Origin of the sequence: Paenibacillus sp. FSL W7-1332 (genome assembly GCF_037969785.1) — a bacterium.
Taxonomy (GTDB): domain Bacteria; phylum Bacillota; class Bacilli; order Paenibacillales; family Paenibacillaceae; genus Paenibacillus_AQ.
Map to the genome: position 1 here is coordinate 3,282,028 of NZ_CP150209.1, position 13,650 is coordinate 3,295,677.

The window sequence follows — 13,650 nt, forward strand, 5'->3', positions numbered from 1 at the left end:
GATGTAAACCGTCATTTCTTGCGATGTAATAGCGAATTGAGATCTAAAAGATAACAGGAAAAGCCGCAGTCCGGGGACTGCGGCTTTTCCTCAAGCCAGAGTTGTGTGCCATCACTCATCTATGGCAGGAACGATCACTACGCCAGCTCCAACACAACCATTTGGTGATTATCCAAATAAGGAACCGTGTAGTTAATCTCGTCTTGATTGTTGACAGTATAAGGAAGTTCCTCCATCGAAGGAGCTAAATAGACCCGTTTAACCGAGGCCTGAGACGGGAGACGCAAGCCGACGGAAACATCCCGCAGCGGAACGATGTCTTCAATGACTTCAACACGCCCCTTCAACACAGGGGTGGCATACAGCAGGTGATTTATGTAGCGTTTCTCACCCTGCTGATACTGAAGCGTCGCAATGCCTCGTGCCGGCAAATCGCAGCTCAAGGAAGGCTGCGGCAGGAGCCGGGCAAGAGCATGCAATACCATCTCTTTCAGAATGAGGTGTCCGTTGTCCGCGTAGTCGCCGAACACATTCCAAGCGATATAGATACCGCTTGTGCTTTCGATCATGCCGGGTCCGCTGTCCTCCCCCGCGCTTGGCGTGTGCTGATGAGAACAGAACGTGAACACGTCCCGGTTAAAGTACGGATTCTCCCGGCTGCCAAGCGCACGGCCGCCGTTCAGTTCAACCTGCTGTCCCTCGCTGTACATGACAAATGAAGCAGGGAGGAGGGGCCCTGGAGTAAAGTCCGGACGGAAATATGACGGACGGTAAGGGCTGGCGCCTCTCCAGTTCAGTCCAAGATCAAGCGCAAAAGTGCTGCCGTCCGGCTCCAAACCTGAGCGACCCGTGGCCAGAAGCTTGCCGCCGCTTGCGGTAAAAGCGCGGATAGCTTCTCCCAATGCCGGCCATACCGGCACATCATCAGGCAAAATCAGCACTTTGTAGAGGCTGAAATCAGCACTGGCATCCACGATGTCGTACAGGTAATGTCCTTCGGTCAGGATGCGTACGGCTCCGGCATCCGCCAGATTGTTACGGTCTTCCGATTTTCGTGCTTCGGGACAAGCCTCCCAAGCAGCCTCCAGCGACAAGACGGCGATATCCGCTACTGAAGATGTTTCGCTGCACCATGGCTCCTTCGCTTCCACCTCCGCATAGGCGGTGCCGATCAAGGCGTAAGTCGCTTCATCCATCATGCCGGAAGGGTGAAGCTGATCGCCGATTGAGCACTTGGCGCCGTGGGCGAGACTGAGCGCCGTTTCGAAGCGAAGCGCGTTCGGATGCTTGTAACCGCCGAATTCGCCCCAGGAGGTATGGAATTTGCCCGTCATGCCGAGATAGTCCATGCCAAGCGTCTGTGCATAGCGTGCGGAAAGCGGGAAGTGGTCGTAACCCCAGCCTCCGGTCGGCAGCGATTCCAGTTCCAGATGACTGTTGACTTGGGCAAGGTCGCGGCGTCCGCGACGCTGATGGCCGCTGTTATGGAAAACCGGAAGACCGGGCTTGATCTCGTCCACCGTTTCCCGAACGCGGCGGGCATAGTTCAGGTAGGTCGCCTCGCCCAGGGCGGCAACGGCTGCTTCATCGCGAGGGTCTTGACCGGCTGATCGCAGGGCGGCTACGCAATGCTGGCACCGGCATTTACGGGTCCCGACGATGTCAAGGAAAATGCCGTCCGCATCATATCTGGAGACTACCTCACGAATTTGCTCAATCAAGATGTCCAGGTAAGGCGTATTAAAGCAAAACTCGTGGTAACCGGGGGTCATGAAATCTTTCACCCAGCGCGTACGATCTTCCGCGTCGCGGATCAGCCATTCGGGATGGCGCCGCGCCAGCTTTTCGTCCAGCCCCGCGGATAAGTACACCGGCGTTTTGACGTCGATTTCGTGGGCGGCAGCAATCATCTCGCCCAGCAGATCGAATGAGAGATGCGGGTGCATTTCATTGGCTTCGCTCGGATGGTATGCCCACCCGTGATGGCATTTTGAAAACACCGTGATGGAATCGACGTGCCCGGCACGCAGCATGTTCTGGAACTGGGATTTTGAAAAACGGCTTCCGATGTCGGCGATGGCCTCGGATGTATGGAAGTCGAGATGAACCTGACGATAACGCATGCGCAAACAGCCTCCTTAGTCGCTATATGGTAGCGGTTACTTGTGATCAAATGTACCTCTTTTTCATGCGGGCAACCAGTGATAATATAGACTTTAATTAGCACAAAATGAACTTGCGAAAGGAGGGGATGGCCTTGCTGTGCTTAGAATTCGCCATACCGCCGCTGCCGCAGTTCGTAACGGCCGGACATGCCGTATGGAAGCCGGGAGACAGGCATTTCGCTCGTACCTTCGGCGTTTATGACCTGCTTCTGGTCACGAAAGGAACGCTTTACATGAAGGAGGAACAGACGGAGTATGAGGTCGGCGCGGGAAAGCTGCTGGTACTGGAAGCAGGGCTGCCGCATGTAGGGCACCAAGCCTGCTCGGAGCATACGGAGATTTATTGGGTGCATTTCATCCATGGGCATCCGGCCGTTCACATCCGGCGAGAAGATATTCCCTGGTCGAACCTGCTGTCCAAGGGCACGGTCGAAGACGTTGAGCCCTCATCGCAGCAGCGCATGTACTTGCCGAAGTTTGCATCCGTCGAGGTGCAAACCGTGGAGCCGATGCTGCGCGGTTTGAACGATACCCACAACAGACTTAACGGGGAGAATGCGCTCCAGCTCCATCTTTTGCTGACCGAGCTGTTTGCCGCCCTGCAGGCAGGCTGCGCTCGGACGTCCGAGCCGGAGCCTTCCGTCCGGCTGGCCCAAGCCGCCGCAGCCTATTTAAACGAACATTGGAAGGAGCCGTTTGAACGGGCCTCGCTGGAGGAAAAGCTCCACTTCCAAGCGAGTTATATCGCCAGATGCATGAAGAGGCATATCGGCAAAACGCCCCTGCAGTATGTGCTGCACCTGCGCCTGGAGGAGGCCAAGAAACTGCTTGGCGGCACGGTGCTTGGCATTTCCGAAATCGCGGAACGCGTGGGAATCCGAGATTCCAACTACATGACGCGCCTGTTTACCGCCAAGCTTGGCATGACGCCCGGTGCTTATCGGCAGATGCTTCGGCAGAAGAAGGAAAGTGGAGGAACGCGTCACCTGGGCAACCCTGATAAGTAATAAGGCGATCCCGGAGATACGGTGAGTGCGTATCCCGTGCAGGGTAACCTTTCGAAAGGTCTTTTGCAACATGGTTCGTATTTTGTTAGGGGAGGAATTGCACCGGACGATTTTGTCATTTGGGGTGATGATTTCTTGCTGGAGGCGCTCATGCGTTTAAACAACGGGCGGCCCGGTTACTGGTATGAACCCGAGAGGTCAACCAGAGAATAATTTTCATTATTCCTAAAAAGCGAGAGGCCCTGTGATTTAAGACTGACAGGGCCTCCCGATACGATGAGCCCTTGCTATGCAGGGCTTTTTTTTATTGTACCTAAAGAACTGATACAGGCCAGCCTTACCGATGAACACGGATAGGCAGCTGAGTTAACATTTGTCCTGCGGCAGAAGGACTCAGGTTATCTTCCAGTTTAAATTCAGGAACCGGTTCAATGCGCGGGAAGAAATCCATGAACCTGCTTATCGCTATATTTGCTTCCAGCCGTGCCAGCGGAGCACCCAGACAAAAGTATGTTAAACCGATAGCGAAGCATTTCCTCGATGGCATTGGGAAGGAGCTCGCGGTTAGCCTGGATTTCCCCGTAAATTTGGTTGTTGTCATATAAGAAGGAATAAAACGTATTGGCTAGCAGATGAGTCGTCGTTTCAATGCCTGCACCCAGGATAAACATCGTCGTTCTGACGATCTCATCGTCCGATAACCGATCCCCGTCCACCTCGGCTTGGATGAGGTCGGAGATGATATCGTCCGCGAGAGTGGCTCTTTTTTGGACGATATGCGGATAGAGATAGTTGTAATATTCCTTGGCAGCATGACGTTTCAGTTCTTGTACATCTTCCGAATGGTTTTTGGGCAGGGGAAGGAACAGATCGACCAATGGATGGCCTTTATCAGCGATAAAAACGCAGAGAACATCGTGAAGCGTACTTCGCTGCAGATCGGGATACATGACTATGCGCTGCTTGAATATGACAAGGGCAGGGTGAGCATGACAGATGATGATCTAGACAGATCGATGCCGGAAGACAGATGGACACCTGGTGAGCCGTTGACCGAAGAACTTGTGCGAGAGCACATCGCTCCTGAGCTATCCTCTTATATGCAGCGTAAATTGGATGAGATGCCGAGCTCTATCATCGATTATCAGTTTACGTTTAACGGCAAGTTTCGAGTGCGGGAAGGCGACCTGAACCTTTGTATTCTTACAGATGGGACAAAGAAGAAGCAATTACAAGAACGAATCTCAATCTATATAGCCAATAAGCTAGAAAAAGGAACCTATCCGACCAAACCGTTGGAGACGTTTTTCCTGTCCAGACACATCCTGGACGAGGGGCTGTTTCCAGACGCGGATCCCTACTCGACTGGATCATTGGCGTCTATGGATTAAGCAGGAAACAGGGGAGAGTTACGCTCGCGCGCTCCGGTTTCTGACTCACCTCTTCGGCTTGGGATTCCCGAAAAGCTGCCAAATCAAACTGAAGTCCTCAGTGAAGCAGAAGCTCCCGATTAAAGGCTTGGCTAAGTCGGGAACGCATCGATTCTTTGCCAATGCTGTGGAATATCCCGATCTGTATCCTCTAATGGAGGAGTATGCCAAAACTGCAATAGAGCCGTTTGAATGGTACGCGGATACGGAAGGGGAGAAAAACTGCATGCCGGGAAGCTATGCCGTATTTGGCCTCGGATTGAAGGATAAAACGTATTTCCCGTTGGTGGAAGAATATATGGGTAAAGTCGATGACGAACACCAATCCGTTCAAAACCATTTTACTTTAGCTTTTACTGAGCGGCATGGTGTTAGTGCGGAAACGATTCCAACCTTGGTAAAGTGCATGCTGCACTGCACCGATTGGATGAAACTGAAGATTCAATCGGACATGGAAACCGACGTAAACGTCAAACTGCTGCTCGACCAAGTTCGCGGTCTTCCGTATTACCAGGTGGAGCATATCGTATATTTGGTCTGGGGCGGAATGGGCAAGCTCAAGAAGATAGCCGCCAAAGCCGAAGGGGAAACCTCCATAGATGTGGAGGTTATTTGGGTTGGTCGGAAAAAGTATATCACGAAAAGAACTCATCCAAGCTGAAATGCTTGACAAACATTAGCTGGTTTTTTTCTTGGTTTTAGGATTAGAAGTCATATCCAACCGCATTTTTCACATAAAATGTACAAGCTTGGTATTCGTAGGCGGGAGTGAATGCGATTGAACGTGAATTTATTAATTAGCTACATTATTCTGGGATTAACATTGGCTGCTCCGATCGGGCCCGTGAACTCGGCCAGGCTTGATAAAGGCATTAAGAACGGCTTTTGGCATGCTTGGGTAGTCGGAGCTGGATCCATGCTGGCAGACGCAGCTTTTATGTTGCTCATTTATCTAGGTCTCGTTCAATTTCTTAATATTCCGATCGTTCAGATCTTTTTGTGGCTCTTTGGCGGATTCGTGTTAATTTACAGCGGGGTTGAAAGCATAACGAAAGTGAATAAATTGAAAATCAGCTCGGCGGCAAGAAAAAAGGATTCGCTGTTAAGCTGTTTTCTGCTCGGTTTTTTCATGTCCATCACGAGTCCTTTATCAATCCTGTTTTGGCTGGGGATTTATGGCTCCATCCTGGCCAAGACTGCCTCAGCGTTCGGGACGAGCCATTTGCTGTTGTATAGCAGCATGATCTTTTTGGGCTTAACCCTTTGGGATCTATGCGTTGCCGGTCTAACGACAGGCCTTCGTCGCTTCCTCAACGAGAACATGCTGACTGCGATTTCGGTCATATCGGGAATATCACTGATCGGTTTCGGTGTGTACTTTGGTATTCAGGGCATTCTTGCGTTAACAGGATAACCAAGTGGTCATCTGCCCAATTCCGTTCAATATACATGGGACAAAGCGACAGTATTGGAGGGTAAACATAAACTGTTCTCAGACAATTAGGCAGAAGTTTACATTTCAATACGTTGTGAAGGGGCGAAAAACGACTTGCTAAGATCTATCGTGATTCCTGAGCGTTACCAATCCAGGCTAGACAGGATGGAAACGGCTATCGCCATACAAAAAACCAAATCGTATTTTAAGACCGGGCTTGAGAAGGCGCTCCGCTTAACCGAAGTCTCCTCACCCGTTATGGTAAAAGAGGGCACAGGCATTAACGACAATTTGAACGGCACGGAACGGACCGTATCTTTTGATGTGATGGATATGAAGGAAGGCCGTGTCGAAATTGTGCAATCCCTTGCAAAGTGGAAACGGTCGGCCCTTGCCCAATACGGCTTTAAGAATGGGGAAGGTTTATACACCGATATGAAAGCCGTCAGGCGGGATGAAAACATGGATAATCTGCATTCCATATTCGTCGATCAGTGGGATTGGGAAAAAGTGATATGCGAAGACATGCGTACTCTCGCCACCTTAGAACATGAAGTTGTAAGGATATATGATGTGATCAAATCCACGGAAGAGCACCTTTATGAACTTCATCCCTTCTTGAAGCCGATCCTCCCGGAGCGGATTTTTTTCATCACGACGCAGGAGTTGGAAGATCGTTTTCCTAGTTTAACGCCGAAGGAAAGGGAAAATGAAATTGTCAGGATACATGGCGCCGTATTCATTATGCAGATAGGCGGAACGATGAAGTCCGGTCAGGTGCATGACGGCCGCTCGCCGGATTATGATGACTGGACGTTAAACGGGGATATTGTTTTGTGGTATCCGGTATTGAATTGTGCGGTGGAGATCTCATCCATGGGGATCCGGGTTGATGCTCAATCGCTGTGTCAACAGCTTCTGGCAAGCAGCAGAATGGAACGTTTGAGCCTTGACTTCCACCAAGCCGTCGTAAAAGGAGAGCTGCCGCCAACCATCGGGTGAGGCATCGGACAATCAAGGCTGTGCATGTTCCTTCTAAGAAAAGCCCACATCGGCGAAGTACAGGTATCCGTTTGGAATGAGAAAACCCTGAAAGAATGCGAAGAGGGGAACATCCTGCTCCTATAAGAAGCAAAAAGAAAGGATATCTTACAATGAAGATATCCTTTCTTTATTCATTGGGGATGGTGTTGGTCTGCATCTTATTCCATATCTTGACCATAATTAGCGTCACGATGGCCACAAGTGCAGCCAAGATCAAACTGACAAAAAAACCGGGCCGAATGCTCTTCTCCATGATGGTTCCGGTTACGGCACCGAGCAGGAGGATGATGCCGAATCCACCCAGAATCACATCCCACATTCTGACCTTTAGAATTTTGTAAGCCGAAATGATAATGAACGACCAATTATACATCTGCAATATCCCGGCAGCAGTTGTAATGTATTCGTATATTTTTCCGGGCAATAGGAGTGCCGTAACGATTGAAGCCGATAAACCGATCGCGGCAAGCACCAAGGAAGGGAGCGGCAGCTTCCGGAAATTTTCCAGCTTCTTCGTAAAAATACTCGGTGCATCGCCGTCTTTAGCCATCGTCACAAGCAAGTTCACTACGGCAAACAATGAAGCGCTCATCGTCGAGAATCCGGCCATAATGATCGCTCCATTGAATACATGGGGAAAGAAAGTTAGCGGATAGCTGGATAGCGCTGTAACGAACGGGCTTTCTTTCTCACTCAAGAGGTTGTAGGAAACCATGAAGACAGCAAGCCCGATGGATATCATGTAAATCACGGTCAGTCCGATGAGCATGACTTTTCCTGACTTGGGAGCATCCTTTTTGTTTTTGAGCTGCAAGGACATCAAACCAATGGTTTCGACACCCCCATAGGCATAGAAAGCATATAAGAGCGAGGACCAGAATGCGGGAAATCCGCCAGGGAACACTTGTCCAACCGAATCGGGAAATCCGGGTCTACCATCGCTGCCCCCGCGAATCCAGCCCATAAGCGCGGCAGTTGAGAGAAGAATAAACATGAGAATCGCCGCTGTTTTTATGACGGCCAATACATTTTCCACCTTATCGAAGCCTTTCGTACCCAGCAGAACGACGGCAATCGATAATACGGCATAGATGGCTGCAAAAATCCATAGCGGAATATCAGGGAACCAAAACTTGGTCAGGATGGACAGAGCCGTCAGCTGACTGCCCATGATTAGAATTTTCGTGCTCCAGTAATTCCATGCGCTTCCGAAACGTGCCCACCGCCCAAACGCTTTTCCCGCATAATAACAAAAGGATCCCTCTTGAGGATCCGCCGTCGTCATTTTGGCCAAAAAATGAAAGACGATATAGGTTCCTATAGCAGCGATAAGAAATGATACAACCATGGAAGGTCCCGTCAGCTTAATACCAATACCGGAACCTAGAAAATACCCCGTACCAATCGTACAACCGATGCCAAGCAGTGAGAGCTGCCACCACTTTAAGCTGCCTTTGCTGCTCTTTTGATCCGATGATGCGGAATCGTTCGGTCCTGCACACCCAGGTGAATCCATAGCACATACCTCCTCTATGGTTAAGTTGTTCATGTATCGAGCAGAGTATGCATCTGGTTTGAGCAGATTAACCATTATTGGAATAATTATTATGTAAGTCCCCATAATAGCTATAGATTGGTGGGGAGTGAGTGTTATGTTAAGCCGATTACTGATAAAAGCGCTGAAACGAAGCATACCAAAGAACAGAACAAAGAAAACAACGGATACACCACATCCGATAACCACGTCACTTCAAGACTCCATTCAAATATTGGAGCAGAAACTGGGGAATAGCTCTGATTTTATCGTCAGAATAGTACCAGGTCGCGACGGTATACCGGAAATTGCGGTGTGCTACATAGAGGGACTTGTTGATATGGATCAGCTTAACGGTATCATGGAGGCTTGGTTAACCGTTACAGTGGATACTGCTGGAACGCCTGATATGGATGCCTTGCTGAAAAAAGTACTGCCAGCAAGGCAGGTAAGTCAGCTGCAATCCGTTCACGCCTTAATTCCGGCGGTATTAGAAGGTAAAGCCGTTATCTTAATCGATGGCTTGGATGTCGCTTATTCAGCATCTGTTGCAGGTCTGGAGAAGCGATCGATAGTTGAGCCGAGTTCACAGACCGTGATTCGAGGACCTAAAGATGGCTTCACTGAAGATATTTCGACGAATCTATCCCTTATCCGAAGAAGGCTTCGAACACCGGATTTGCGGATTCAAACGATGGTTATCGGCAAATATACCAATACCAGAGTGACGATAGCTCATATTGAGGGTATTGCGGATCCGCAGGTTCTATCAGAGATTATGTCGCGGTTACATTCCATTGATACGGACAGCGTGCTGGAAAGCGGATATATTGAAGAATTTATTCAGGACGCTTCCGTGACATCTTTTCCAACGATGATTAACACAGAACGCCCTGACGCAGTGGCTGGAAGCCTTCTGGAAGGACAAGTTGCCATTTTGATTGATGGTTCACCTTTCGTACTGATAGCCCCTGTTACTTTTTTTAAGTTCCTCCATTCTAGTGAAGACTACTATCAACGGTATGATTTGACCACATTTTTGCGGGCCATTCGTTTTGTTTCTCTTGTGGTATCCCTGCTGCTTCCCTCATTATATATTGCCTTCTCGACGTTTAATCAGGAGATGATTCCGACTCCACTTCTCATTAGTTTGGCAGCGCAAAGGGAAGGCACTCCGCTGCCTGCGCTGGTTGAAGCCTTCATGATGGAATTAACGTTCGAGATCATTCGTGAAGCTGGGGTTCGGATGCCAAGGGTCATTGGTCCCGCCATTTCGATTGTGGGGGCGCTCGTATTGGGACAGGCTGCCGTTCAGGCGGGCCTTGTGTCCGGTGCGATGGTGATCGTAGTTTCCTTTACGGCTATTGCGAATTTTGCGATCCCGGCTTTTAGCATGGCAGCAGCCATTCGCTTAATTCGTTTTGTCCTGATGCTGCTCGCAGGTACGCTTGGTTTGTTCGGTATTCTGGCAGGCATCGTGCCTCTTTATGTTCATTTGGTGTCCCTGACTTCGTTTGGGGTTCCATATCTGTCGCCTATGACACCGCTTCGCTTCTCTGAATTGAAGGATCTGTTCGTCCGTCTACCATGGCCATTGCTCAAGACCAGACCTAAGGAGATCAGTCAACGTAATCTAGTCAGGCAGAACGAGAATCTACGCTCTAAGGATACGAGAAAGGATCAGACGAGGTGACTTTAATTAACTAGAGGTGAAATATGCGCAATTTCGCTCACATAACACTTTTGCTGGTCATGATGTTTTCAATGACAGGCTGCTGGAATCAAACCGAGTTAAACGAGATCGGCCTCATCTCAGCGATCGGTATAGACCGGTCAGGGGATCGGTGGATCGTTTCATATCAATTAATTAACCCATCGGCGATTTCATCCGGTGCTGGCGGTGCTGGCAAGGCTGGAGGCTCAGAGGCTCCAATCCATGTGTTCTCCTCAACGGGCCCAACGCTTCGGGAAGCGATTGATGTTAGTTATACGGAATCAGCCAGACGTCTATATTTTCCGCATACGGATATTCTTGTGCTTGGTCAGCAGGCAACGGAAAAGGGGATTAGCGAAATCATGGATTTCTATTGGAGAAACACCTATATGCGTGAGACCGTCAATGTCCTCGTTACGAACGGGCAGGCAAGTGAGCTGCTAAAGCAACTTGTACCGACTGAACGATTACCGGGTGCAGCTATCGCTAATATCTTGGACAAAACGGATCAATTTAATGGCAATTACCCCTCAACGAAAATGTATGAGCTGGCTATTAGTTTGGATTCGGAGTCACAAGCAGCCGGTGTTCCCCAGATTGAATTAGTGGGTGGGCCGGAGGCTAAAGTGGATTCCGTGGATCAATTACATAAAACTTCAACCCGCGGAAAGCTGAAAATTACGGGATTATCCGTATTTGATAAAGACCGGAGAATCGGAACGTTAACGCGGAGTGAAAGCTTCGGAATATCCTGGTTAACTGATAAAGTGAGCATCAGTACGTTATCCATTCCTTGTCCAGAATCGAATACAGAAAGAGAACAATTCTCATTCCAATCGGCCTCTGCAAAAACCAAAGTCACACCTCATAAAACGGCAAACGGTTATCAAATGCGCGTTTCTGTTAAAGTCAAAGGTACAATATCGGAGTCTCATTGTCACGGTAACTTAACCAGCTTGCCTACACTTCATGCGGCGCAGAGGGAAATTGAGAAGGTAATCAAGGACTATATCGAACAGGGATGGGAAGCCGCCAAAAGACTTAAAGTCGATTTGCCACATTTTGCCGACAAGATCCATCGTAAATATCCGAAGGATTGGCAGAAGTTAAAGGACCGTTGGGAAGAAGAGGAGATGCAATCTCTCCAACTTGTACTAGAGGTGGATGCTACGATCAGTCAAACCGGAATGTCACAAACGTCTTTCAGAGAGACGGGAGCTCTTAGTAGGCCTTTGCTCTTTTCATTGGTAAGGGCACAGAAAGGGAAAGCTGCTTATGAACCAATCCATTCGAGTTACCGAGTTAGTATGTTATCTAGCTCTTTTTGAGGTTGGAAGCACAACCTTGTTTTTTTTGGGAGCTGAAGCCAAGCGGGATGCTTGGCTAGCCATGGCCCTAGCCGCCTGCGCTGGACTGCTCCTACTCTGTATATATCTGATGATACACCGCACAGATCCTGATCTTGATTTGTATGATTTATGCAAACGATATTTTGGTAAAATCATCGGTTATGTAGTAAGTTTTGCCTTTGCCGCTTATTTCACTTATGAAGCCTCTCGTAATCTAAGGGATTTAGGTGAACTTACGGTGTTGACTTTGTTAAACCGGACACCGCTGGCATTTATCATGTTGATCGCCATTCTCGTCATTACAAGTACGGTGATGTATGGGCCTCGTGTTGTCTTTTTGGTCAGCGCTGGCCTGCTGCCCATCGTAATATTGAGTTATCTCACCATATATTCACTGCTGCTAACGACAGGACTTATGAAAACGGAGATGATGCTGCCGGTTTTAGAGAATGGTTTTAAACCAGTATTCTCTGCAGCCATACCGGAGCTGGTGTCATTTCCGTTTGGACAAACGCTCTTGTTCCTGGTGTTTTTTCCTTTGGTGCATAAGAAGGGGGGGTTGCGGAGAGGCGTGATAATCACTTATATCATTACGGCGATTTGTTTAATATTGATCAACCAAGTCAATATTTTGGTCTTAGGGCCGACAATTGCTGCCAGTAGTACGCTTCCTTTGCTGCAGGTGGTTCAGCTGATCGAAATTGCAGATGTCTTTGAGCGCATCGACGTTTTATTCGTTCTTATACTATTTCTGGGACTGGGCGCGAAAATGACTGCTTTTTCTATGGGTGCCGTAATCGGCCTCACTAAACTCACAGGAATCCCCTACAAGATAAGTACTATTTTCTTAGGGGTATGTTTATATATGCTGGCATTCTTGTCCCCCAATTACCCTCATCATATATGGCTTGGGATTAAGTTTGTCGTGACATATGTAACACCCATCTTCCAGGTGGCGCTGCCTTTGATGCTTCTCCTTACGATATGGATCAGACAAAAGATGGAAAAACAACATCAATGAAAGTTTCAGCACCAACAAAACTTGTGTTCGCTAAAAATACCCTGAATACTTTCGGCTTGTTTAATTAACAATAAACCTGAACTGCAGAAAAGAAGCCGTTATCCAGCTACCACCTTGTTGAAATTACTTGATTGACATGTAAGCAAACCATATTAGGAGGTACGACAATGCAATTCGAACAACCACAAAATCATCAAAACATGGAGACCGGTATGATTCCTCCACAATTGAACCACGGCGGTCATGAGATGTTTGATGTCCACGAAGTATTGGCAGGGGCTATCAATGCCATGAACACGTATACCATGCTGAGCGGACATGTGCAGGATCCGGAGCTTCGGGATATCCTGCAGCGCCAGAAGCAATTTATGGCTGATGAGTATAACATCACCTTGGAGTGTTTTAAATCAGGACAAGATCCTTCAAAGCCGACGCAAAGCTATAAAATGAAGCAGGGCAATGACTTTATTTACGGCATGAAACCAGGCCAGCCGAAAAAACCGATGCAGTCCACAGCCGAGATCAACGATGAAACCATCGCGCTCAGCATGTTGAATGCAGTGAAATCGGGTGCTACAATGAAAACCAATGCAGCCATGGAATCCACGAATCCGGTCGTACGCCGCGTGCTTGCCGATTCCCTTCCTAACTGCATCGAAATGGCTTATGAAATTTCGCTATATCAGAATAAGCATGGATACTACCAAGTACCGCAGCTGCCTCAGCAAGATATGCAGTACATGCAGAATAGCTACGGCACAGCCCCAATGCCTGGCAATATGGCCCCTCACTAATAACCAAAGCGCTTTGTCCGTATGGACAGGGCGTTTTTTTTATTTCTTCTAAAAGGAAAGGCAATACATAACCTCAGCGACTGGATATTAATTGAGAATGATTATCATCCGGATTATAATAGGATAAAACAATGTTACAGTCTGAAAGGATGACCGT

The 13,650-nt window shown here is 48.5% G+C and carries 11 protein-coding genes and 2 pseudogenes; 10 read left to right on the top strand and 3 right to left on the bottom strand.

The window, feature by feature from the left end:
• Positions 1-137: 137 nt before the first annotated feature.
• Positions 138-2,123 (bottom strand): alpha-amylase family protein, encoded by a 1,986-nt coding sequence (locus tag MKX98_RS14675; protein ID WP_339223751.1) that lies wholly within the window; start codon positions 2,121-2,123, stop codon positions 138-140.
• Positions 2,124-2,257: 134 nt separating this feature from the next.
• Between MKX98_RS14675 and MKX98_RS14680 the strand changes: the two genes are divergently transcribed.
• Positions 2,258-3,172: an AraC family transcriptional regulator gene (locus MKX98_RS14680; RefSeq protein ID WP_339223753.1), complete on the top strand. Its 915-nt coding sequence runs from the start codon at positions 2,258-2,260 to the stop codon at positions 3,170-3,172.
• 51 nt (positions 3,173-3,223) lie between these two features.
• Positions 3,224-3,385, top strand: a pseudogene (locus MKX98_RS14685) (glucuronyl hydrolase); the annotation flags it as partial.
• 215 nt (positions 3,386-3,600) lie between these two features.
• Here the strand turns inward: MKX98_RS14685 and MKX98_RS14690 are convergent.
• The gene (locus tag MKX98_RS14690) at positions 3,601-4,122 is read right to left on the bottom strand and encodes a cytochrome P450 (protein ID WP_339223755.1); all 522 of its coding nucleotides are present in this window, start codon (positions 4,120-4,122) and stop codon (positions 3,601-3,603) included.
• Between MKX98_RS14690 and MKX98_RS14695 the strand changes: the two genes are divergently transcribed.
• From MKX98_RS14695 to asnA, 4 genes and pseudogenes are all read left to right on the top strand, one after another.
• A complete protein-coding gene (locus MKX98_RS14695) occupies positions 4,054-4,563 on the top strand; it encodes a DUF6138 family protein (protein WP_339223757.1) in 510 nt (169 codons plus the stop codon). The genes MKX98_RS14690 and MKX98_RS14695 overlap by 69 nt on opposite strands.
• Before the next feature lie 40 nt (positions 4,564-4,603).
• Positions 4,604-5,263, top strand: coding sequence for a DUF6138 family protein (locus tag MKX98_RS14700; RefSeq protein WP_339224445.1), 660 nt, complete (start codon positions 4,604-4,606; stop codon positions 5,261-5,263).
• 117 nt (positions 5,264-5,380) lie between these two features.
• A complete protein-coding gene (locus MKX98_RS14705; protein ID WP_339223759.1) occupies positions 5,381-6,016 on the top strand; it encodes a LysE family transporter in 636 nt (211 codons plus the stop codon).
• A 186-nt stretch (positions 6,017-6,202) separates the two neighbouring features.
• Positions 6,203-7,165 (top strand): annotated as a pseudogene (gene asnA / locus MKX98_RS14710) (aspartate--ammonia ligase).
• A 43-nt stretch (positions 7,166-7,208) separates the two neighbouring features.
• Here asnA and MKX98_RS14715 read toward each other — a convergent pair.
• Positions 7,209-8,597: an amino acid permease gene (locus tag MKX98_RS14715; protein WP_339223761.1), complete on the bottom strand. Its 1,389-nt coding sequence runs from the start codon at positions 8,595-8,597 to the stop codon at positions 7,209-7,211.
• A gap of 136 nt (positions 8,598-8,733) precedes the next feature.
• Here MKX98_RS14715 and MKX98_RS14720 point away from each other — a divergent pair, with 136 nt between their 5' ends.
• The 4 genes from MKX98_RS14720 (at position 8,734) to MKX98_RS14735 (ending at position 13,493) form a co-directional block, all read left to right on the top strand.
• Complete coding sequence (locus tag MKX98_RS14720; RefSeq protein ID WP_339223763.1) at positions 8,734-10,308, top strand: spore germination protein; 1,575 nt, start codon at positions 8,734-8,736, stop codon at positions 10,306-10,308.
• A 23-nt stretch (positions 10,309-10,331) separates the two neighbouring features.
• A complete protein-coding gene (locus MKX98_RS14725; RefSeq protein WP_339223765.1) occupies positions 10,332-11,657 on the top strand; it encodes a Ger(x)C family spore germination protein in 1,326 nt (441 codons plus the stop codon).
• Entirely contained in the window at positions 11,605-12,699 is a 1,095-nt protein-coding gene (locus MKX98_RS14730; RefSeq protein ID WP_339223767.1) for an endospore germination permease, read from the top strand. Before MKX98_RS14725 ends, MKX98_RS14730 begins: the two co-directional genes overlap by 53 nt.
• 167 nt (positions 12,700-12,866) lie before the next feature.
• Positions 12,867-13,493, top strand: coding sequence for a spore coat protein (locus MKX98_RS14735; protein ID WP_194542427.1), 627 nt, complete (start codon positions 12,867-12,869; stop codon positions 13,491-13,493).
• The last annotated feature ends 157 nt before the right edge of the window (positions 13,494-13,650 follow it).

Bases quoted from the DNA above. Each gene is read 5' to 3' on its own strand.
- MKX98_RS14675 (WP_339223751.1), bottom strand. From the start codon at position 2,123: ATGCGTTATCGTCAGGTTCATCTCGACTTCCATACATCCGAGGCCATC.
- MKX98_RS14715 (WP_339223761.1), bottom strand. From the start codon at position 8,597: ATGGATTCACCTGGGTGTGCAGGACCGAACGATTCCGCATCATCGGAT.
- MKX98_RS14725 (WP_339223765.1), top strand. From the start codon at position 10,332: ATGCGCAATTTCGCTCACATAACACTTTTGCTGGTCATGATGTTTTCA.
- MKX98_RS14695 (WP_339223757.1), top strand. From the start codon at position 4,054: ATGGCCTTTATCAGCGATAAAAACGCAGAGAACATCGTGAAGCGTACT.
- MKX98_RS14720 (WP_339223763.1), top strand. From the start codon at position 8,734: ATGTTAAGCCGATTACTGATAAAAGCGCTGAAACGAAGCATACCAAAG.
- MKX98_RS14730 (WP_339223767.1), top strand. From the start codon at position 11,605: ATGAACCAATCCATTCGAGTTACCGAGTTAGTATGTTATCTAGCTCTT.
- MKX98_RS14690 (WP_339223755.1), bottom strand. From the start codon at position 4,122: ATGTATCCCGATCTGCAGCGAAGTACGCTTCACGATGTTCTCTGCGTT.
- MKX98_RS14735 (WP_194542427.1), top strand. From the start codon at position 12,867: ATGCAATTCGAACAACCACAAAATCATCAAAACATGGAGACCGGTATG.